The sequence below is a fragment of the Christiangramia qingdaonensis genome (assembly GCF_048381525.1).
GTDB lineage: Bacteria > Bacteroidota > Bacteroidia > Flavobacteriales > Flavobacteriaceae > Christiangramia.
In genome coordinates this window covers 681,425-701,381 of sequence record NZ_JBLWIM010000008.1, presented here as the reverse complement: position 1 = coordinate 701,381, position 19,957 = coordinate 681,425, and the positions used below count along the sequence as shown (strand labels likewise).

21 protein-coding genes are annotated in these 19,957 nt (G+C 38.2%); 3 read left to right on the top strand and 18 right to left on the bottom strand.

Features of this window, described 5'->3' with window-relative positions; all coding sequences use genetic code 11:
* On the top strand, positions 1-993 hold a 993-nt coding region (gene kynU / locus ACNI3T_RS03935; RefSeq protein ID WP_418226711.1), incomplete at its 5' end, for a kynureninase.
* 42 nt (positions 994-1,035) lie between these two features.
* Here kynU and ACNI3T_RS03930 read toward each other — a convergent pair.
* The 9 genes from ACNI3T_RS03930 to ACNI3T_RS03890 form a co-directional block, all read right to left on the bottom strand.
* The gene (locus tag ACNI3T_RS03930; protein ID WP_418226710.1) at positions 1,036-1,707 is read right to left on the bottom strand and encodes a hypothetical protein; all 672 of its coding nucleotides are present in this window, start codon (positions 1,705-1,707) and stop codon (positions 1,036-1,038) included.
* A gap of 34 nt (positions 1,708-1,741) precedes the next feature.
* Positions 1,742-2,500 carry an SDR family oxidoreductase gene (locus ACNI3T_RS03925; RefSeq protein ID WP_418226709.1) on the bottom strand — a complete coding sequence of 253 codons (759 nt, stop codon included), beginning with the start codon at positions 2,498-2,500 and terminating at the stop codon, positions 1,742-1,744.
* 63 nt (positions 2,501-2,563) lie between these two features.
* Complete coding sequence (locus ACNI3T_RS03920; protein WP_418226708.1) at positions 2,564-2,719, bottom strand: lmo0937 family membrane protein; 156 nt, start codon at positions 2,717-2,719, stop codon at positions 2,564-2,566.
* A 136-nt stretch (positions 2,720-2,855) separates the two neighbouring features.
* Complete coding sequence (locus ACNI3T_RS03915) at positions 2,856-4,403, bottom strand: cryptochrome/photolyase family protein (RefSeq protein WP_418226707.1); 1,548 nt, start codon at positions 4,401-4,403, stop codon at positions 2,856-2,858.
* Entirely contained in the window at positions 4,391-5,668 is a 1,278-nt protein-coding gene (locus ACNI3T_RS03910) for a DASH family cryptochrome (RefSeq protein ID WP_418226706.1), read from the bottom strand. The genes ACNI3T_RS03915 and ACNI3T_RS03910 overlap by 13 nt, the downstream gene beginning before the upstream one ends.
* Entirely contained in the window at positions 5,668-5,811 is a 144-nt protein-coding gene (locus ACNI3T_RS03905) for a DUF2256 domain-containing protein (RefSeq protein ID WP_322302023.1), read from the bottom strand. The genes ACNI3T_RS03910 and ACNI3T_RS03905 overlap by 1 nt, the downstream gene beginning before the upstream one ends.
* A complete protein-coding gene (locus ACNI3T_RS03900; RefSeq protein ID WP_418226705.1) occupies positions 5,801-6,451 on the bottom strand; it encodes a flavin reductase family protein in 651 nt (216 codons plus the stop codon). Before ACNI3T_RS03900 ends, ACNI3T_RS03905 begins: the two co-directional genes overlap by 11 nt.
* 75 nt (positions 6,452-6,526) lie before the next feature.
* Entirely contained in the window at positions 6,527-6,772 is a 246-nt protein-coding gene (locus tag ACNI3T_RS03895; protein ID WP_141876933.1) for a hypothetical protein, read from the bottom strand.
* Positions 6,773-6,859: 87 nt separating this feature from the next.
* Positions 6,860-7,966 (bottom strand): alkene reductase, encoded by a 1,107-nt coding sequence (locus tag ACNI3T_RS03890; protein ID WP_418226704.1) that lies wholly within the window; start codon positions 7,964-7,966, stop codon positions 6,860-6,862.
* Between the two features lie 201 nt (positions 7,967-8,167).
* Here ACNI3T_RS03890 and ACNI3T_RS03885 point away from each other — a divergent pair, with 201 nt between their 5' ends.
* Positions 8,168-9,511: an FAD-dependent oxidoreductase gene (locus ACNI3T_RS03885; protein ID WP_418226703.1), complete on the top strand. Its 1,344-nt coding sequence runs from the start codon at positions 8,168-8,170 to the stop codon at positions 9,509-9,511.
* Positions 9,512-9,538: 27 nt separating this feature from the next.
* Here the strand turns inward: ACNI3T_RS03885 and msrA are convergent, their stop codons facing one another.
* The 4 genes from msrA to ACNI3T_RS03865 all read right to left on the bottom strand — a co-directional run bounded on the left by msrA (position 9,539) and on the right by ACNI3T_RS03865 (position 12,849).
* Positions 9,539-10,201, bottom strand: a complete 663-nt coding sequence (gene msrA / locus ACNI3T_RS03880) for a peptide-methionine (S)-S-oxide reductase MsrA (RefSeq protein ID WP_418226702.1) — start codon at positions 10,199-10,201, stop codon at positions 9,539-9,541.
* 1 nt (position 10,202) lies between these two features.
* Positions 10,203-10,790 (bottom strand): hypothetical protein, encoded by a 588-nt coding sequence (locus ACNI3T_RS03875; protein ID WP_418226701.1) that lies wholly within the window; start codon positions 10,788-10,790, stop codon positions 10,203-10,205.
* Between the two features lie 183 nt (positions 10,791-10,973).
* On the bottom strand, positions 10,974-11,753 hold the full coding sequence (locus ACNI3T_RS03870) for a zinc ribbon domain-containing protein (protein ID WP_418226700.1): 780 nt from the start codon (positions 11,751-11,753) through the stop codon (positions 10,974-10,976).
* A gap of 1 nt (position 11,754) precedes the next feature.
* Positions 11,755-12,849 carry a Nif3-like dinuclear metal center hexameric protein gene (locus ACNI3T_RS03865; protein WP_418226699.1) on the bottom strand — a complete coding sequence of 365 codons (1,095 nt, stop codon included), beginning with the start codon at positions 12,847-12,849 and terminating at the stop codon, positions 11,755-11,757.
* Positions 12,850-12,937: 88 nt separating this feature from the next.
* On the opposite strand from ACNI3T_RS03865, the gene lpxK reads away from it, so the two are divergent.
* Positions 12,938-13,942: a tetraacyldisaccharide 4'-kinase gene (lpxK, locus tag ACNI3T_RS03860; protein ID WP_418226698.1), complete on the top strand. Its 1,005-nt coding sequence runs from the start codon at positions 12,938-12,940 to the stop codon at positions 13,940-13,942.
* Between the two features lie 102 nt (positions 13,943-14,044).
* On the opposite strand, the gene ACNI3T_RS03855 is transcribed toward lpxK, so the two are convergent.
* The 5 genes from ACNI3T_RS03855 to ACNI3T_RS03835 all read right to left on the bottom strand — a co-directional run bounded on the left by ACNI3T_RS03855 (position 14,045) and on the right by ACNI3T_RS03835 (position 19,955).
* Positions 14,045-16,273, bottom strand: coding sequence for a hybrid sensor histidine kinase/response regulator (locus ACNI3T_RS03855; protein ID WP_418226697.1), 2,229 nt, complete (start codon positions 16,271-16,273; stop codon positions 14,045-14,047).
* 44 nt (positions 16,274-16,317) lie between these two features.
* Positions 16,318-17,325 carry a type I glyceraldehyde-3-phosphate dehydrogenase gene (gene gap / locus ACNI3T_RS03850; protein ID WP_418226696.1) on the bottom strand — a complete coding sequence of 336 codons (1,008 nt, stop codon included), beginning with the start codon at positions 17,323-17,325 and terminating at the stop codon, positions 16,318-16,320.
* Positions 17,326-17,334: 9 nt separating this feature from the next.
* The gene (gene lipA, locus ACNI3T_RS03845) at positions 17,335-18,216 is read right to left on the bottom strand and encodes a lipoyl synthase (RefSeq protein WP_322302034.1); all 882 of its coding nucleotides are present in this window, start codon (positions 18,214-18,216) and stop codon (positions 17,335-17,337) included.
* 78 nt (positions 18,217-18,294) lie between these two features.
* Positions 18,295-18,864, bottom strand: coding sequence for an RNA polymerase sigma factor (locus tag ACNI3T_RS03840; protein WP_322302035.1), 570 nt, complete (start codon positions 18,862-18,864; stop codon positions 18,295-18,297).
* Positions 18,855-19,955, bottom strand: coding sequence for a glycosyltransferase (locus ACNI3T_RS03835; RefSeq protein ID WP_418226695.1), 1,101 nt, complete (start codon positions 19,953-19,955; stop codon positions 18,855-18,857). Before ACNI3T_RS03835 ends, ACNI3T_RS03840 begins: the two co-directional genes overlap by 10 nt.
* Positions 19,956-19,957 lie beyond the last annotated feature (2 nt).

Below are 19,957 nucleotides of genomic sequence, written 5' to 3'. Positions count from 1 at the left end.
GTGACCGTCATGAATACGCTTACGGTAAATCTTCACCTTTTAATGGTAAGTTTTTACAGACCTGAAGGAAAGCGTTATAAGATCATTTGTGAAGAAAAAGCATTTCCCAGCGATCAATATATGATCTCCAGCCAGGTTCGTTTTCATGGATTTGATCCTGAAGATGCCATCGTAGAGATCAAAAAGCGCGATGGAGAGCATAATTTTAGAACAGAAGATATTCTTAGTAAAATTAATGAAGTAGGAGAGGAGTGTGCTCTTGTGCTTATTGGTGGAGTGAATTACTACACTGGTCAGGTCATGGACATGGATACTATCACTAAAGCAGGTCACAGAGTTGGAGCCTTCGTTGGTTGGGATCTAGCTCATGCAGCCGGAAATATAGAACTAAAACTCAGCGAATGGAATGTAGACTTTGCTGCTTGGTGTAGTTATAAATATATGAATTCAGGCCCTGGAAATGCTTCAGGATGTTTTATAAACAAGAAGTATCATAACAAAAAAGATATTCCCAGATTTGAAGGTTGGTGGGGACATAATAAAGAACGCCGATTCTTAATGGAGCCAGAATTTCAACCGGAATCTAATGCAGATGCCTGGCAAATTAGCAATGCACCGGTTCTTGCGCTAGCGCCTTATCTTGCTTCCCTGGAAATGTTCGCGGAGGTTGGAATGAATAGCTTGCTAAAGAAAAGAGACAATATTGTTGCATATCTTGAGTTCGTATTGCACGAAATAGACAAGGATGTAGACAGTACTTTTGAAATCATTACTCCTTCAGCACAGAAGGAAAGAGGAACCCAACTTTCAGTTTTTCTACACGGTGAAGGGAAAGAGATCTTTAATTATCTAATGGAGAATGGAGTGATGCTGGATTGGCGTGAGCCGAACGTGATCAGGCTGGCACCGGCACCATTTTATTGTTCTTATGAAGATATTTATAGATTTGGTCAGATCTTAAAAGAGGGAATACTCTCAAAAAATAAGTCATAAAAAAAGGAGGCATTTGCCTCCTTTTTTTATGACTTATTTTTTCTATTCTACGGAAATGTCATCAAAGAATAACTCAAAACTATCATCCTTGGATTTATGCATAGTAGCAATCTTGATTCCTTTAAAATCTTTATAGTCTTCCCAGGTTGTAGCCATTTCACGACCTCCATTTGAAGATTTGTAAACCCACTCGCGAATCATGAATTCATCATCGAAATAGATGTCGTAGCTATCACCCGGGGTGTAACCACCATCTTCTGGGTAACTTACTGTAAGCATCTGCATTTCGTCTCCGCTAATTGGTGCTGTTGCTTTCTTTGGTTCACTAAGATCTGCCAGTGACCACTTTAATTGAAAAGGAAACAATAACCAGTAGGAATCATTTACAAAACGCTGATCTATATATTTTTTATCGTCAGCCAGGCTGTCTTTTCTGGTATAACTCATCACTGAGTCATTTTCGGTTAGACTAATCTTGTCCGTATCAACATTCCAGTTCCATCGTCTTTCAGATCTTATAGAATCGTTCACTTTTACATTGAAGGTAAATTTGACCTTTTTAATACTATCAAATTCTTCAAAGCCATTGACCATCGCGATCTTCTCGTGAACTTCCAGGTTTGGATTTTCTTCAGGAGTTACCTCTTTCTTTTTGTCTTCATTGCAGGAGATAAGGGTAATTCCGGCAAGAAATGTAAGCAGTAGTTTTTTCATAGTTTTAGTTTTTTAAATATAGTTATTCTTTTGTTTATAGTGCGTTTATGCTCATTCCACCATCAGCAACAATGTTCTGTCCGGTAACAAATGAGGAAGCTGGCATCGCTAAAAATGCTACAATGCTGGCAATCTCTTTTGCTTCTGCAACGCGCTTAAGCGGAGTTCTGGAAATAATAGATCTCATCTTTTCGTCGTTATGCAGGTAGCCTTCAGTTAATGGTGTTTTCGTAAACCACGGTGAAACTGCGTTTACTCTTATCCCTTCTGAAGCCCATTCTACAGCAAGACTTCTGGTTTGCTGTAACAAACCTGCCTTGGACATCGCATAAGGAGTTCCTGTGCCTACATCCTGAAGTGCTGCGGAAGATGCTACATTGATGATCGTTGATGCATCTGAAATTTTCAGAAGAGGAAATAGGAGTCGGCTGAGCGTAAAAGGAGCCATCAGATTGATGTCCAGAACTTTTTTGTACTCTTCTTCAGAATATTCATGAGCCTTTTTCCGGATATTGATACCGGCATTATTTACAAGTACATCCAATCTGCGCCAGTTTTCAGAAATCCATTTTAGAACACTTTGTGAATCAGATAATTTTGAAGCATCAGCGACCAGGCCTTTCACTTGATAGCCCTGATCTTTCAGTTCATATTCAAGATCATCCACTTCACTCGATGTTCTTGCAGTGAATAGTACCTCTGCACCCAACTCCAGAAACTGTTCTACACACGCTTTTCCAATTCCCTTGGTTCCACCGGTTACCAATACCTTTTTTGATTCTAATCTCCACATATTTCGATTTTAAACAAAAAACCCTTTGATCGCTCAAAGGGTTAGTATCAATTATATTAATTATTATAGTTTACGTCCTGTAAGTAACTTGTACAGGATTAATATTACAGCTACAACGATAAGGATATGTATGATGCTTCCTAAATCTGGGAATGCAAAATATCCAATTAGCCATCCAATTACTAGTAATACGATAATAAGCCAAATTAAATCTTTCATAATGTTCTGGTTTTAGACTGGTTTTATCCTGCCTTTGGTTAATGATTTTTAGTTAGGTGGTTTAATAATTTCAGGACTAAATTAGACAAAGCATTAACCCACTGGTTTTCATTTAACCTTGATTTAACTATAAGTACTAAAAGCGGTTTGGATTAGAAATAATTTCTGCCGCGCGATTCCTTATTTTCTGCATTTCTTCCGGAAGCTTCTTTTCCAGTAGGCTCATCATCATATTCATTCTCTGGTTTCCAGCAAAATGTTCCCGGTTGGAATCCAGAAAATTCCAATAAAGACTGTTAAATGGACAGGCATCATCTTCGGTCTTTTTACTTACTTTATAGTGGCAATCCTTGCAGTAGTTGCTCATTTTATTAATGTAACTGCCACTGGAAACGTAGGGTTTCGTTGCTACAATTCCACCATCTGCAAACTGGCTCATTCCACGAGTATTAGTGATCTCTACCCATTCAATGGCATCGATATAAATTCCCAGATACCACTGGTCGACTTCGTCTGGGTGAGTTTCAGTTAACAAAGCATAATTACCAGTGATCATAAGTCGCTGGATGTGATGTGCATATGCGTTTTCCAGACTATTTTTGATCGCATGATGCAGGCAATTCATTTTGGTCTTTGCATCCCAGTAGAATCCAGCAAGTTTATTTTGATTTCGAAGTTTATTAGTACGGCGATATCCCGGCATTTCTTTCCAGTAAATACCTCTCATATATTCTCTCCATCCCAGGATCTGCCGTATAAATCCTTCTACTTGAGAAATATCGATCTCGTCTTTATGGTCGTAATAGTAATCCAGAACAGAGTTTATGACTTCTTTTGGACTCAGCATTTTTGTGTTCATGCTGAAGGATAATCGCGAATGGAAAAGGTAAGCTTCATCGGTATGCAAAGCATCTTGGTAATCGCCAAAATGTACAAGAAGGTTTTTACAGAAATAATTTAGTACTGAAAGTGAGTCTTCGCGAGTGGTTGGCCAGTTATAGTTTTTCGATTCAATAGATCCAAAAGTTTCTACACCGGCATTTTTAATTTCTTCAACTAGATCAGATACATCTTTACGGAAACCTCTTTCGTGGGGAATTTCAGGCTTGCCTTTCCATTTCTGCCGGTTACTCTTATCAAAATTCCATTTCCCTCCTTCAGGATCTTTAGCATTGATCATTAAAATATCGTTTTTCTTCCGCATATCGCGGTAGAAATATTCCATGGTCATTTGCTTCTTGCCTTTATAAAACTTTTCCAGGTCAGTACGGGTTGTGAAAAAATGTTCAGTATCAAAATTGCTAGTTTCGATCTCCAGATCTTCACACAAATTTCTCAGTTGCTCATCAAGACGATACTCATCTGGTAATTGATACTGAAAACTTTCAAAATCATGTTTATCGATCAGGTCTTTTATGTTCTTTTCAAGATTCTGAGTATTATCCTCATGATCGATCTCATAATAGATGACGCGGTGATCTCTCTCTTCCAGATAGCTGGCAAAATTTCGCATGCTACTAAAAAAACCTACGACCTTCTGTATATGATGTTTCACATAATCGGTTTCCTGTCGCATTTCCATAAAAAGATATGTCACGTCTTCAAGGTCGTCCTTGAACCAGCTATGTTGATGATTTAGTTGATCACCTAAAATAAGTCTCAGCGTTTTTTTTACTTCAGCCATAAATTTTGATAGTCATTATCGGGATCGTAGCGTTCTGCCTGACTTTTAATATTAAATTTTCTATCACGGGGATCATTTCCAACTCCGCTATTGTACATCCAGTTTCCCCAGTTACTATGTACATCATAATCTATGAGCAGACTCTCAAAATATGCAGCGCCTTTTCGCCAGTCGTGTTTAAGTTCCTTCGCGAGATAACTATTCACATTCTGTCTTCCGCGATTGCTCATAAAACCGGTATGGGCGATTTCCAGCATATTGGCATTGACAAAATCCTCTTTAGTATTTCCATCGATCCAGTTTCTGAAAGTTTCAGTATCATCATTCCATTCATGAGATTTTCCTCGAATTCCTTCTAGCTGAAAGATCTTGTTATCATGCTTAAGGGAAATATACTTAAAGAAGTCGCGCCATATGAGTTCAAAAACAAGCCAGTATGTACTCTGATTACTTTTAATTTCTTTTTCATATTGCTTGACCTTGAAATAGATCTGTCTGGGTGAAATGCTTCCATTGGCCAGCCATGCTGAGAGTTTAGAGCTGTAATCTGTGCCAATCAAACCATTCCTGGTTTCTTTGTACGTTTCAAGGTTCCTTTGTTCAAAAAAGTACTGTTCAACTCTTTTTAAAGCTTCATCTTCTCCACCGCGAAATGGGAAGGCAGATCGCTCGTCGGTTTCAAATTCGGTAAAATCGAGGTCCTTTAAACTCGGTATTTTAGTGTCATTTTCAAACTCAAATGCGATTGATGAATTGGTAAGTAATTCTCTAACTTCTGTTTTCTTCTCACATTCTTTCCTGAATTCAGTAAAGACCTTTGGAATATCATCGAAGGAATCATAAGGGATATCATCAGGATGAAATAAAAATTGCTGATAATGATCTTTAAATTCAACATCCGGGATAGATTCCTTCAGATTTCTTTCAACTTCCTTCTCTTCATCTGTCCACTCTTTCTGAAAGTAAACGGTGTCTATCTGATGCTCTTTTACGAGTTCCGCGATTTTAACTTCCGGTTTATTCTGAAAAACAAAAAATGGAATATGTATCTTCTGAATATTATTCCGCAGTTGATGAATAGTTTCTATCAGAAATTTTGCTCTGAATTTTCCTGTTTTTCGAAAGCCTATGTCCAGTTCTTTATAATGCCTGGGATCGAAAAAGTACACAGCGATTACTCTATCGTGATTGTCTGTTGCTTTTGATAATCCCTCATGATCCTGCGTTCTAAGATCATTTCTAAACCAAATTAACCCTGTACTCATTATTTGTTTTTTCTGCATTTATCACTGCAATACCGTACCTGTTCCCAATCTTTTTCCCACTTCTTACGCCACGAGAAAGGACGTTCGCAAACCGGACAGATCTTTTGAGGTAAATCAGATTTCTTAACCGTTTTATTCGCCATCCTTACTAAAGAACGATTTAACCTCCTGTCCAGGGCGGGCATAATGAAATCTATCAAGCAGGCTTGGCAGGGAATAGCCATCCAGACCATTTACTGCTACTGTACCAGCGTCGTCCAATCTTAACCACCCATCTGGCATTTGAATACCCTCATCATAATAGATATGTTCAATGGATGCAACCACAAGTACAGTGTCATTTTCCTTGATATGATATTCATTGACATATTTACATCCTAGCTTTACTTCAGATTGCTTGACATATGGAGCGTGGAATCCATCGAGATATTCCTCATCCAGACCTGTTTTATTGAATTCTGAAATTTCTTCATCATACTTCGCCGCAGTTTGATGAGCCTGCTCGATCATTTTATCCTTGATATGGTTCACGGTGAAGTACTCAGTATCCCTAATGTTATTATAAGTATTTCGCGCAACACTCAGTGGCCTGGTCACGAACCCAAGCATTGCAGGGTTGCTGCCAATATGAGTTACCGAGCTAAATACGGCCACATTGGGATTCCCAGATTTAGATCTGGTAGCTATAAGATTCGCAGATTTATATCCCGTACAACTGTTTACAAGATTCAGGCGATAGATCTTTTCCATTTCCTCAATGTCTGAGGCTTTGATATGTTTCATAAAAAAAGGTCAGTTTTTTAGACTGACCTCAAGTTATTGATTGCTTTACTATAAAGCTGTTAATGGATTTTTAAATTAACTCTGATTTTCCATCTTATTGATGGCCATCTCATATTCTTCCATTGCTTCTCTTACCGCATCTATATTGTCTGACGCTTTTTGGTGAGCATCTTCCATAACCTTCTCCAGGTTCTTGTCTGGATGCTGGAACAAATCTGTGATCACATGGTTAATTTTATCGATAATACTACTTTGAGTATTCTTGATATCCTCCAGTTTGTTCAATGTAGACCTCATGTGGTCTAGTTTCTCCTGATCCATAATATTAAATTTAGTTTATCTAATATACTACCTCGCCTTAATGAAGCCTTGCCAGTTAACAGCTTTTAGAACAGCTTTATCAAAAAATTAGGATTCCTGTTGCTCTTCGTAAGCAGGGTAATCAATGTATCCTTCCTTCCCAGGCGTATAAAAAGTATCCTCGTTATATTCGGCCAGAGGCCATTTATTTTCAAATCTTTTTACAAGATCTGGATTGGAAATGTACCATTTTGCATAACTCACAAGGTCTGCATTCCCTTCTTCGATAACTTTGTTTCCAGATTCTCGGTCGAAACCAGCATTGATCATCAAAGTTCCTTTGTAGATCTTTCGATAGTGTTTCGCAATATCAGTTATAAGATAAGGCACGTCGCTAACATCTGAGAATGGTTCTGAAAGGTGAATATAAGCCAGGTCATAAGCATTAAGTTTCTCCATGATGTAATCAAAGGTTTCAATGCTTTCTTCTGAAGCTACAATTCCGAAGATTTTATGAAGAGAAGGATTGAATCTGCAACCAATTCTGTTTTCAGGCCATACTTCATTGATAGCATCCAGAACTTCAAAAAAGAATCTTGCTCTGTTTGGAATGCTTCCTCCATATTCATCGGTACGTTGGTTAGCATTTTTATTGAAGAACTGGTGTATAAGGTAACCATTGGAAGAGTGAATTTCAACTCCGTCAAAGCCAGCATCTTTGGCATTCTGAGCTGCAGATTTAAACTCCTGCACAGTTTCCTGTATCTCCTGTAGACTCATTGCTTTTGGATCAACGGTTTTTTCCTGGCCATCTGGTGTGTATACATCTGCATTTGGATTTACAGCACTGGGAGCAAGTGGCTTGTCTCCGTTATGAAATTTAGGATGTGAAATTCTACCAACATGCCATAGCTGAATAAAGATTTTTCCACCTTCCTTATGAACTGCTTCAGTAACCTTCTTCCATCCTTCCACCTGTTCCGGAGAATGAATTCCAGCAGTATTTATATACCCAACAGCCCGGGATGATACCTGAGAACCTTCAGAAATAATTAAACCGGCACCTGCACGCTGTGTGTAATAAGTCACATGCATATCTGTAGGAGCATTTGCATCATTCTCGGCACGGCTTCTGGTCATTGGCGCCATGATTACACGATTCTTTAAATTCAGGTCTCCCATTTGGTAGGATTGTAGTAAAGCTTGTTTTTCCATAGTCATAATTCAATTTTTACTAAAATTACCAGTTTCAAGGATTTTGGGGTGTTAATGAACTGGTAAATCAAAATTAGATGGTCAAAAGCGGCTCTAAGTCGTTGTGACTGCCAGTGAATTGAATATTATTAAGTAATTTCGTGAATCTAATTAATATATTACTGGAGAGTATTTTGCTTGCCAGGAATTAGTTTATACTTCATGCAAAATCAAAAAGAAGTAGCTATTGTAGGATCCGGACTCGTGGGATCTTTATTAGCCATTTTTCTTAGAAAACAAGGTCACAAAGTAACTATTTTCGATAGACGTCCCGATGTTCGTCTGGTAGAATTTTCTGGAAGATCTATAAACCTGGCTATGTCCAATCGCGGCTGGAAAGCTTTAAGAGAAGCTGGAATAGAAGATGAGATCAGGAAGCTGGCATTACCGCTGGATAAACGGGCAATGCATGTAGATGACAAACCAGTTTACTTCCAGAAGTACGGAGAAGATGGGGAAGCGATCTACTCGATTTCCAGAGGAATTCTTAATCGTAAAATGATAGATCTTGCTGAAGAAGCTGGGGCAGAATTCAGGTTTGAAGAGAAGATCTGGGATGTGGATTTGCCTAATGCAAAGTTGTATACAGGTGAATCTGAAAAAAGCGTCTGGAAAGAATATCAGTTCGATCTTATTTTTGGAGCAGATGGCGCGTTTTCAAGAACTCGTCACAAGATGCAGAGACAGAGCAGGTTCAATTATTCCCAACATTTTATTGATGTAGGATATAAAGAACTAACTATTCCGGCTAATCCCGATGGTTCCCATAAGCTAGATAATGCTTCTTTCCATATCTGGCCTCGAGGTAATTTTATGTTGATCGCAATGCCTAATCTGGATGGAAGTTTTACCTGTACGCTTTTCATGCCTTTTGAAGGAGATATTTCTTTTGAAAGTATACAGACAGAACAACAGGCAGATCAGTTCTTCGAACAGTATTTTCCAGATATTAAGGACGAAATATCGAATTTAAAGCGGGATTTTTTCAAAAATCCTACCAGTGCAATGGTTACTATCAAATGTTATCCATGGTCTTATTTTGATAAGATCACTCTAGTGGGAGATTCGGCTCATGCAATCGTTCCATTTTACGGACAGGGAATGAATGCGGGATTCGAAGATATATCAGTTCTAAATGAAAAGATGAGTCAGCATGGTGATAACTGGGAAATTATCTTCGAAGAATATCAAAGAGAGCGAAAACCTAATACAGATGCGATCGCAGAATTGAGTTACCGTAATTTTGTCGAAATGAGTAGTAAGACGGCAGATCCATCATTTTTACTGCGGAAGAAAATAGAAAAGAAGTTCGCTCTGAAATATCCTGAATTATGGGTGCCTTTGTACTCACGGGTAACATTTTCAGACAAAGCTTATTCAGATGCGTTGGATATCGGAGATTACCAGAGAGGAATCATGGATGAGGTCATGAAGATTCCTGGAATTGAAGAAACCTGGGATTCTGAAGAAGTCGAACTCAAGATCAAAGATTTACTTAACAAATAAAAAAAGCTGCCATTTGGCAGCTTTTTTTTAATGTGCATTCTCCTTAAGAATGTTCGGGAACTTCTCCTTAAATCGATTAAGTCTTGGAATCGATACATTCTGAATGTATGGATTCTGAGGATTGTTTTTCTCGTAATTTTGATGGTAATCTTCCGCTACCCAGAATTTTTGAAAAGGGAGGATTTCTGCGGCTAGTGGTTTCTGATAATTTTTTGCAACTTCAGTCTTTACTTCGTTTATAATATTTTTTTGTTCTTCTGTTTGAAAGAATATGATCGAACGGTATTGTGATCCATTATCTGGTCCCTGCCCATTCACCTGCGTTGGGTTTTGAGAGCCAAAGAACACCTGAACCAAGGTTCTGAAATCTACAACTTCAGGATCATAAATCACTTCTACTGCTTCTGCATGACCTGTTCTACCAGTATTGCTTTCTTCATAGGTGGGATTCTTGGTATGTCCGCCCGAGTAACCACTTATCACTTCATCCACTCCTTCAATACTTTCATAAATAGCTTCAACACACCAGAAACAACCGCTGGCGAAATAAGCCTTTTTCATCCCGTCCTGCATCTCAACTTCTACCGGAGTAGCATTTGCAATTTCAGGTTTAGTCACAGTTTGCTGTGTGTTTTGATTTCCACAAGCCAGAAGTACGAGGCTTACGAAATTAATAAATAATAGCTTCATGTTATTTAAGTTTATAAGTTCCTTCAAGAGTTTTCTTGCCTAACAAAGCATAGTCTACGGCAGTCTTACCGTCGATTTGAAAACCCTTCCAGTCAAGTTTGTATTGGTTTGCACTTACTTTGCTAAATGTTGCAACCGCTGTGCCAGTATCCAGATCATTCCATGGAATATCATTCTGTTTGCTTTTAACTGAAGCTCCCTTGTAGAAAACATGAATTTCGTTACCTACTTTTCTAAAGTCGGCTTCCATATATAACTCGCCGGGCTTCAGGCAAATTTCTGAACTTTTTCCAGCTTCGATTTCCAGGCAATAGCATTCGCAGTTGCTTTCTTCCGCAAACGCGAGGTTGGTATAAGTTCCAGAGTAGTCTGTGTTCTTTTTCTCTGCTGTAGACGTAGTGCCCGTGATACTAGCTTCTTCAGCTTGATCTGAACTTTGTTCGTTCAAATCCTTAAAACCATTTTTATGAGTAGTAATGGTGTCTTCTGCCTTATTCTCGATTTCAGAATTGGTAGAATCCTTACAACCTGTAATAGTCAGCATAGTCAGACAGATGGTACAGGTTTTAAATGCAGTGAGTAGTTTCATAACGGGTTAAAGTTAGACTATAATTCACTGAAAATTGTAAAATGAATGTTAATCCAGGAGCTGGTGTAAATAGGAGAATGGCTTGAAATTTAGGCATAAAAAAACTGCCTGAAAAACTTTTGCTTCAGATCCTAAGATCTTACTGTTATTCTCCAGGCAGTTTAAAGTGTTGCTTAAGAAGTATTAGAACTTCTTGAACATAGACTCCATTTTTTCCTGCTCTTCTTTAGCTAGTTCTTCATCTACCAGAATTCTACCACTGTGCTCATCTGTGATGATCTTCTTACGACCAGCAATTTCCATGATCACCTGTGGTGGAATAGTGAAGAAAGATCCTCCAGATGCACCTCTTTCTACAGGAACTACTGCTAAACCATTCTTTACGTTTGTACGAATTCTTTTGTAAGCAGTAACAAGCCTGTCTTCAATGTTCTTTTCGTATTCCTTAGATTTGTCTAGAAGTGCTTGCTCTTCTTTCTCAGTTTCCTTCAAAATTTCGTCAAGTTCACTCTTCTTATGCTTAAGGTGAGCTTCTCTTTCAGCTAATTTCTCTTTTGTTTGAGCAATAACTTCTTTTTTCTGCTCGATCTTCGCCTTGTACTCATTAATATGCTTTTCTGAAAGCTCTATTTCAAGTTCCTGGAATTCAACTTCTTTACTTAAAGCATTGAATTCACGGTTATTTCGAACATTCTTTTGTTGCTCAGAATATTTTTTGATCGTCGTCTTAGACTCCTCTATCTGGTTCTTCTTGTTCTTGATATCATTATCAATCACTTCGATATCCGCATCCAGTTTTTCCAGGCGTCTGTTCAAACCTGCTACTTCATCTTCAAGATCTTCAACTTCAAGAGGAAGTTCTCCACGTACATTTCTAATCTCATCAATTCGTGAATCCACCAATTGAAGATCGTACAGTGATCTTAACTTCTCTTCTACAGTAACATCGTTTTTTTTCGCCATATTATAAGTAATGTATTGGATTGGTATTTGTATCTGCTAAAATAAGTGCAAAACTACTAATTTTTTTGCTAAGAAAAGAATATAGTAAATTTTTTGTAAACTGTTCACTTTCATAGTGTCCGATATCTGCGACGACCAGCTTTTGCTCGGCTTTGTAGTAATCGTGATATTTTAGATCTGCCGTGATAAATATATCTGCACCAGCGCTTTTGGCATTCTCAATGGCAAAGGCTCCGCTACCTCCCAGGACAGCAACTTTTTTAATAGGTGCTTCGAGTATTTCAGAGTGACGAATTCCTTTGCTATTAAATGTATCCTGAACTTGAGTTAGGAAACTTTTCCCGTCTACAGGAGTTTCGAGTTCCCCGATCATGCCCATTCCTAGCTGTTGATTCCTGTTTTCAAGACTGTGAATTTCATAGGCGACTTCCTCGTAAGGATGACTTTGAAGCAAGGTTTTCAGTATCCTGGATTCGAGATGTCTCTTATAGGTTACACTAATTTGAACTTCATCCTCATAATGTATTGTACCTTTCTCACCAACTACGGGATTCGAATCTTCGTTTCCTTTGAAGCTTCCGGAGCCCTGAACATTAAAACTACAGTTCTCATAATTTCCAATATTACCAGCACCTGCCCGGAATAAAGCTTCTCTAACCTTAGCAGCGTCGGAAACCGGAACATAGGTTTGCAGTTTTTTGATGCTATCGCTACGAGGGATGAGGATCTGCCTGTTCACCAGTCCGAGCTTTTCAGCAATCATATCGTTGACACCCTTGTGCTGATTGTCTAGAGCAGTGTGAATCGCATAGATCGCAATATCATTCTTAATTGCTTTCAGAACGGTACGCTCCACATAATTTTTACCGGTTAGTTTTTTTAAACCTGAAAATATGATTGGATGAAAACTTATGATCAGGTTGCAGTTTTTAGCAATGGCTTCATCTACGGTAGTTTCCAGGGTGTCTAGAGTTATAAGTGCTCCGTTGACTTCTTCGGAAGCGTTACCTACCAGCAAACCTACGTTGTCGAAATCTTCAGCATAATTAAGCGGTGCAAATTCTTCTATAATATTAATTACTTCTTTAATAAGCATATTTTGATAATTTTGCCTGAAGCCTGAAAAATGAATTGTTTGCATATTTCTTAGACTTCAGACTCAAAGATAATTATATTAAGCGTTTATGCCGAATCCCAGAAAATTGCTTTTGCCATTATCCATAGTTTATAAAACTGTAACTGGAGTTCGAAATCAATTATATGATCAGGGAATTTTCGATTCCATGAAATTTGATATTCCTGTGATCGCGGTTGGCAATTTAAATATGGGAGGTACCGGAAAATCTCCTATGATCGAATATCTAATTAATCTGCTTTCGAAGGATGCTAAGCTTGCGACTTTAAGCAGAGGTTATAAACGTGAGAGTTCAGGGTTCCAGATTGTAGAAATCAATGACGCTGCTAGTAAAAGCGGGGACGAGCCTCTACAGTTTAAGAATAAATTCCCAGAGATCGCGGTAGCTGTAGATGCAAATAGGGTAGAAGGTATCAACAGGTTAGTAAAGTCCGGTTCCAATCTTATTTTGCTGGATGATGCTTTTCAACATCGAAAAGTTGAGGCGGGATTTTATATTCTACTTACTTCTTACACTGACCTATTCACGGAAGACTTTGTACTCCCGGCAGGAAATCTTAGAGAGTCACGGCACGGTGCGCGTAGGGCGAATGTTGTGGTGGTAACTAAATGTCCGCAGGATCTTGTTAAGGCTGAACAGGATGAAATTCAGTCAAAGATCAAAACTTATTTCAATGGTCCTGTTTTCTTCAGTAGTATCATATATTCTGAAATGATCTTCACAGAGAAAGAGCATATGCTTCTAAAAGATATCGAACAGAAAGATTTCGTGCTTGTTACGGGGATTGCCAATCCCGTTCCAATGATTTCATACCTGGCTGAAATGGATATCGAACTGAAGCATTTTAAGTTTCCAGATCATCATAGTTTTTCCAAGGATGAAATTGAAAAGCTAAACACTTTCAAAAGGATACTAACAACAGAGAAAGATTATATGCGTTTGAAAAATACTAAACTTGCCGGTAAGCTTTACTATCTACCTATTCAAACCAGAATAATTTCTGATGCTGAAAGATTTGATGAACTTATTTTAAGTTACGCACAAAAAAAATGAGGTGCGAAGCACCTCATTTTATCGGCTAATTCAAATTATATATGTTTGTTATCTTCAATATAATTCTACTAGCATATACTTTACAAAGGCTGTGCCATTCTTTTAAACTGTTGTCTCTCTGGCAGCTAGATACTTATTGATCTTGTGGAAGAACTCTTCGGTCTTATAAGGTTTGGGTATAATATCATTAAAACCGTTCATATAGAATTCGTCCAGATTATCGTCAAGTGTTACCGCAGTTAGCGCAATGATTGGAATATCAGGATTGAATTTTCTAATTTCTATAGTAGCTTCTATTCCTGAAATTCCAGGCATATGAATATCCATAAGAATTAGATCAAAATCATTGTTCTGAACCTTCTCGATCGCAATAGTACCATTGTCTGCCACATCACAGATAACTTTGTTCTTCTCCAGAATCTTCCGTGTGATCATTTGATTGATCTTATTATCCTCAACAATAAGGATGTTTTTATCCTTCATAATATCGTTGGTTAGAACGATATCTTTAGATGGAGCTACTGTTTGAGCTGGTTTAGTCTCCAGAGTTTCGGCTTCAAATTGCAATTCGAAAGTAAAAGTGGATCCTTTCCCAAGATCGCTCTCCAGTTCAATTTCAGAATTAAGAAGACTTAATAGGTTTTTGACAATGGATAAACCAAGTCCCGTTCCTCCAAATTTTCTATTGATCTGAGTAGAACCTTGTGTAAAGTTTTCGAAAATAGCCTTTTGTTTTTCTTTTCCAATTCCTTCACCATTATCTTTTATTTCAAATAGAAGAGAAACAAATTTCCCATCCTGTCGGGTTTTATTTACCGCGATCCAGATATCTCCATCTTCTGTAAACTTAATAGAGTTTCCTATAAGATTGATGAGAATTTGAGAGACTTTAAGAGGATCCCCGATCAGTTTAGCCGGAATGTCCTTATCATAAGAGAAATGTAATTTCGTGTTCCTGTCATCTGCGGAATTCTTCAACGCGATCAACACATCTGAAATACGCTTTTCAAGATCAAAATTAGTCTTAACGATCTCCACTTTGTTCGCTTCAAGCTTATTGAGGTCAAGTATGTTATTGATCAGGGAAAGCAGATATTCTCCTGAAAACTTCAATGAATTAAGATGCTCTTTCTGACTTTCTGTAGGGCTTTCTTCTAATAATAAATGGGTTAATCCTGTCACCGCATACAAGGGTGTTCTTAACTCGTGGGTTATGGTGGTCAAGAATTGTGCTTTTGCTAAGGATGCTTTTTCAGCATTTTCCTTAGCCAGGATCAATTCTGAATTTTTCTTCTGAAGCAACTCGTTCGCTCTAGCACGAAGATTATTGTTTTTATATAGGCTTAAGGTAAGTAGAGATAGTATTGTAATAAGAGCTACACTAAGTATGGTGGTAAGCTTATTAACTTTTAAAGTTCTTTCATTTTCTGCCTGCTGTGCCGTAAGCTGATCTACCGTAGATTTTAGAGCAGAATTACCTAGCCTCGCGTTAGCTTCAGTAGCAAGGGCCTCTTTATTTACGTCAAAGATCGTTTCTCTAATTAGATTTCCCTGCTGAAGTAATTCGAGTGCGCTCGCATAATTCCCTCTTTCCTGAGCAATTTCACTTAGCAAATTGTAGCTGTACATGATCATGCCAGTATAACCAGCTGCTTTGGAGATGTCCAGAGAGTTTTTAGCTGACTGCTCCGCACGTTCATAATTTCCGTCGTTTAAAAATGCACGGGCGAGGAAGTAATTTAATCTGGACTTTTCGTATTGATTGTTCGAATCGTTAAGGTAGATCTCAGCGTTTCTCAATTCGGCCAGTGCTCTGGGTTTGGTTTGCTCATCGTTAAAGTAGATAACAGCCCTGTTCAGCGCAATGATTCCTAATTGTTCCCGGTTGTCTTGCTGGGTATAGTGTTTTTCTGCCAGCTCCAGGTAGTTTAAGGCACGGTCAAACTCTCTTTTAGATGTAAGTATTTTTGAATACAGCACATAGGAATAATTAAGGCCTGCATCATCATTGATCTCTCTTTGAATGGACATGGCCCTGTCAAGTTGCGTAATACCTTTGTCATATTCGTGTCTTACATGATACATACGACTAAGTATGGTGCTGGTAAGTGCAATGTAACTCTTAGCGTCTATACGTTTGGATAATTTGAGAGAAAGATCCAGTTGTTCCTGGGCTTTATCAAAATTCATGGTATTGATAGAAACCTCGGCTTGATTCAACAGCTTTTTTATCTGTTCCGGTTTTGGGTTTTCTTCATCTATCTTGGACTCCTGGAATCCAAAGATGGCGAAGCAACATACTAAGAGGATGAAACGCTTGAAGTTTTTCATTTATGGAAAAATAGCTGGCAGCTTTAATAAGTTGTTAAATATAGCTATTTATCGTTAACAAGTGAAATTAAATCGATAAGACGGTTAGAGTAGCCTATTTCGTTGTCATACCACCCTATTAATTTGATGAGTGTGCCATCGATGACTGAAGTCATTCCAGCGTCAAATATACAGCTGTATTTATTGTCAAGGATATCTACAGATACTATAGGATCTTCTGTATACTCCAAAATTCCGGACATCTCATTTTCTGCAGTATTTTTGAAAAGTCGGTTTACTTCTTCAATGCTCGTTGATTTTGCAACATTAAGTGTCATGTCTGTTAGAGATCCGTTAGGAACTGGAACTCTAATTCCGCATCCACCAATAACTTCACTCAGGTCAGGGAAAATTCCTGTTAAAGCCTTTGCAGCTCCTGTGGTAGTTGGAATGATAGATTGTGCCGCTGCCCGACTTCTCCTTAGGTCCTTGTGCGGCTTATCATGTAAGCTCTGGTCTGAAGTATAGGAGTGGACAGTTGTTATGTAAGCCTGAGTAACTTTTAAGTGATCATGGATCACCTTGAGCATAGGAGCTGCATTATTAGTCGTACAGGAAGCATTCGAGATGATCTTCTCTTCACCTGTAAGTATATGTTCGTTCACCCCAAGTACGATCATCTTTATATCATCGTCCTGTGGCGGAACTGAAAGTATCACCTTTTTTACCCCTTCCTTCAAATGAGGTAGGAGGGCTTCAGAAGTTTTGAATTTTCCGCTACTTTCCACTACTAATTCTACTCCAAAATTATTCCAGGGAATATCTGCGGGTTTTTCGAAATTCAGCAAAGGAATAGAGCGACCGTCAACAATTATCTCATTGTCGCCCGCAGAAATATCATTGAATATTCTTCCGTGGATACTATCATACCGAAGTAAATGTGCGAGACTGGCGGCATCATGAATATCATTGATGGCAACAACTTCGATCCCGGGATGACTAAGTAAAAGTCTGAAAAGGTTTCTACCAATTCGGCCGAAGCCGTTAATGGCAATTTTTACAGGACTCGCCATGTAAACTTCTTAATTTATGTGCTTTTGAGCCTTATAAGAAGATCTTACCAGAGCACTACTTTCAACATGTCTGAAACCTAGCTCGAGACCATATTCTTCATAACGCTTGAATTGATCTGGTGTGATAAATTGCTTAACAGGTAAGTGTTTCTTACTTGGTTGAAGATATTGCCCAATAGTCACAACATCAACTCCTGCGTCGCGCAGATCTCTAAGGGTCTGGAATACTTCTTCTTCCTTTTCGCCAAGTCCTAGCATGATTCCAGACTTGGTTCTTCGAATTCCATTGTCCTTAAGATATTTTAGAACAGCAAGGCTTCGATCGTATTTCGCTTGTATACGCACTTCTCTGGTAAGACGCTTAACGGTTTCCATGTTGTGAGAAACTACTTCCGGGCTTACTTCGATGATACGATCTATATTACGTTCGTTTCCCTGAAAATCGGGAATTAATGTTTCCAGTGTAGTTTCAGGATTCATTCTTCGAATCGCTTTGACAGTCTCTGCCCAGATAATTGAACCCATATCCTTAAGGTCATCACGGTCCACACTGGTAACTACCGCATGCTTGATTCCCATGATCTTGATGGATCTGGCAACCTTTTCAGGTTCATCCCAATCTACAGTTTCTGGTCGGCCGGTTTTCACACCGCAAAATCCACAGGATCTCGTACATACATTTCCAAGAATCATAAAAGTAGCGGTCCCTTCACTCCAGCATTCACCCATATTTGGGCAACTACCAGAAGTGCAAATGGTGTGTAGATCGTATTTGTCAACCAGGCTTCTCAACTCGGTATATTTCTTACCGGTAGGAAGTTTCACTCGCAACCACTTTGGTTTTGGAGTTCTTTGTGTTTTGGTTTTAACTGGAGCAACGTCTGTATTCATAGCAATAAATCTCTGTTTCAAAGATACAATAATAAGCTGAACTGCATAAATTAGACTCCTGCCAATTCCATTCCTTACTTAGCTATTTCTGCTTTCAATTATAGCGGCGAGTAACTTCTTGGCACGCAGCAGCTTTACCTTAATATTATTCATGGGTTCGTCCAGGAATTCTGCGATTTCTTTATATGATTTCTCCTGAAAAAATCTAAGATTGATGACTTCCTGGTAATGAGGTTTCAATTGCTTAATGTCAAAAAGTAATTGCTCGAGATTTTGTTCCTTAATAAGTTTATCCTCAATTCCCGGCGTATCATCTGCGATCTGGTAGACCTGGTCTTCATCCTGCATAGAGGTTTTAGATCTAATAGAAGCTTTTTTCTTCCTTATTTGATCTATATGGATATTCTTGGAGATCGCAATAAGCCAGGTAGCAAAGGAATAATTGTCATCAAAGGTCTCTATACGATTAAAGGCTTTGGAAAAGGTTTGAATTGTAATATCTTCAGCTTCATACTCATTCTGGGTCTTTTTAAGCTGAAAACCATAAACATCTCCCCAGAACCTGTCTACCAGGTAATTGAATGCCGACTGACTTCCTTTCTTGGCTCCACTAATTTTCTCAGAGAGCTGATTGGGATTTACTTCCACTGTCCTGGTTTTGAAATGAGATTGGAGCTAAATATAGCCAATTGGAAAAATATTAAAAATATATCGAAGAATGGATAGAACCAGATCACATCCTTTTCATCTAGTTTTTCCGCAGCATTATAATAGACAATTCCGTCGAAGATCAATTTTATGACCAGAATCGATAGAACAGCAATAGGGTAAATCTGAAGGACTGCAAGTAGAATAAAAAGTAGCAAGAAAAGTAATCTTGCCGAGTAATATACGCCAAGCAAAACCTGATGCTTCTGTTGGTATTGTTTAGCGGTAGAAACATGTCTGCGCTTCTGTTTTGTCCATTCTGAAAAACTTTTTTTGGGAACACTCCGTGTGATAGAATTTTCAGAAAAACAGATGGCGGTATTTTCATCATTCGCAGCTTCATTAACGAATAGATCATCATCGCCAGATTTTATATGTAGATGACTTGCAAAGCCTTTCAATTCGTAAAATCTCTCAGAGGTATAGGCGAGATTTCGTCCCACGCCCATATATGGTATCCCTAATTTTGCATAACTGAAATACTGAATAGCTGTTAGTAATGTTTCGAATCTAATTAACTTATTCAGTATTGATTTCTTTTGTTTGAAGTAACCACCATATCCAAGAACGATATCCTTGGTGGTGAAATGGCTTGTCATTTCTGTAATCCAATCCTTAGATTGAGGAACACAATCGGCATCTGTAAATAATAAATACTTATTCGAAGCTTTTTTGATACCTAGAGTGAGTGCGTATTTTTTATTTGCCCAGAATGCTTCAATGTTCTGAACATTCACAATTTTTACTCTTGGATCAATATTCTGAAAATGCTCCATAACGTCCAGACTATTGTCTGCGGAAGCATCATTAATAAGGATAAGTTCAAAATTTGGATGATTCTGCTCAAGAATTCCTGGTATAAAGTTTTGAAGATTGTCTTCTTCGTTTTTTGCACAAACAATTACTGAAACGGGAAGATTTAAAGCTTGTGACTTTTCCGAAGAAGCAGATGTGAATGAAAAAAAACTTAGGTTATAGAGGATATTGATTATACCGGTGAGTATAAACAGGCCAAATAAAATTATCTCCATTT

What these genes read in the sequence shown, in the direction of transcription:
- ACNI3T_RS03930 (WP_418226710.1), bottom strand. Translation starts at nt 1,707, where the DNA reads ATGAAAAAACTACTGCTTACATTTCTTGCCGGAATTACCCTTATCTCC.
- ACNI3T_RS03925 (WP_418226709.1), bottom strand. Translation starts at nt 2,500, where the DNA reads ATGTGGAGATTAGAATCAAAAAAGGTATTGGTAACCGGTGGAACCAAG.
- ACNI3T_RS03920 (WP_418226708.1), bottom strand. Translation starts at nt 2,719, where the DNA reads ATGAAAGATTTAATTTGGCTTATTATCGTATTACTAGTAATTGGATGG.
- ACNI3T_RS03915 (WP_418226707.1), bottom strand. Translation starts at nt 4,403, where the DNA reads ATGGCTGAAGTAAAAAAAACGCTGAGACTTATTTTAGGTGATCAACTA.
- ACNI3T_RS03910 (WP_418226706.1), bottom strand. Translation starts at nt 5,668, where the DNA reads ATGAGTACAGGGTTAATTTGGTTTAGAAATGATCTTAGAACGCAGGAT.
- ACNI3T_RS03905 (WP_322302023.1), bottom strand. Translation starts at nt 5,811, where the DNA reads ATGGCGAATAAAACGGTTAAGAAATCTGATTTACCTCAAAAGATCTGT.
- ACNI3T_RS03900 (WP_418226705.1), bottom strand. Translation starts at nt 6,451, where the DNA reads ATGAAACATATCAAAGCCTCAGACATTGAGGAAATGGAAAAGATCTAT.
- ACNI3T_RS03895 (WP_141876933.1), bottom strand. Translation starts at nt 6,772, where the DNA reads ATGGATCAGGAGAAACTAGACCACATGAGGTCTACATTGAACAAACTG.
- ACNI3T_RS03890 (WP_418226704.1), bottom strand. Translation starts at nt 7,966, where the DNA reads ATGGAAAAACAAGCTTTACTACAATCCTACCAAATGGGAGACCTGAAT.
- ACNI3T_RS03885 (WP_418226703.1), top strand. Translation starts at nt 8,168, where the DNA reads ATGCAAAATCAAAAAGAAGTAGCTATTGTAGGATCCGGACTCGTGGGA.
- msrA (WP_418226702.1), bottom strand. Translation starts at nt 10,201, where the DNA reads ATGAAGCTATTATTTATTAATTTCGTAAGCCTCGTACTTCTGGCTTGT.
- ACNI3T_RS03875 (WP_418226701.1), bottom strand. Translation starts at nt 10,790, where the DNA reads ATGAAACTACTCACTGCATTTAAAACCTGTACCATCTGTCTGACTATG.
- ACNI3T_RS03870 (WP_418226700.1), bottom strand. Translation starts at nt 11,753, where the DNA reads ATGGCGAAAAAAAACGATGTTACTGTAGAAGAGAAGTTAAGATCACTG.
- ACNI3T_RS03865 (WP_418226699.1), bottom strand. Translation starts at nt 12,849, where the DNA reads ATGCTTATTAAAGAAGTAATTAATATTATAGAAGAATTTGCACCGCTT.
- lpxK (WP_418226698.1), top strand. Translation starts at nt 12,938, where the DNA reads ATGCCGAATCCCAGAAAATTGCTTTTGCCATTATCCATAGTTTATAAA.
- ACNI3T_RS03855 (WP_418226697.1), bottom strand. Translation starts at nt 16,273, where the DNA reads ATGAAAAACTTCAAGCGTTTCATCCTCTTAGTATGTTGCTTCGCCATC.
- gap (WP_418226696.1), bottom strand. Translation starts at nt 17,325, where the DNA reads ATGGCGAGTCCTGTAAAAATTGCCATTAACGGCTTCGGCCGAATTGGT.
- lipA (WP_322302034.1), bottom strand. Translation starts at nt 18,216, where the DNA reads ATGAATACAGACGTTGCTCCAGTTAAAACCAAAACACAAAGAACTCCA.
- ACNI3T_RS03835 (WP_418226695.1), bottom strand. Translation starts at nt 19,955, where the DNA reads ATGGAGATAATTTTATTTGGCCTGTTTATACTCACCGGTATAATCAAT.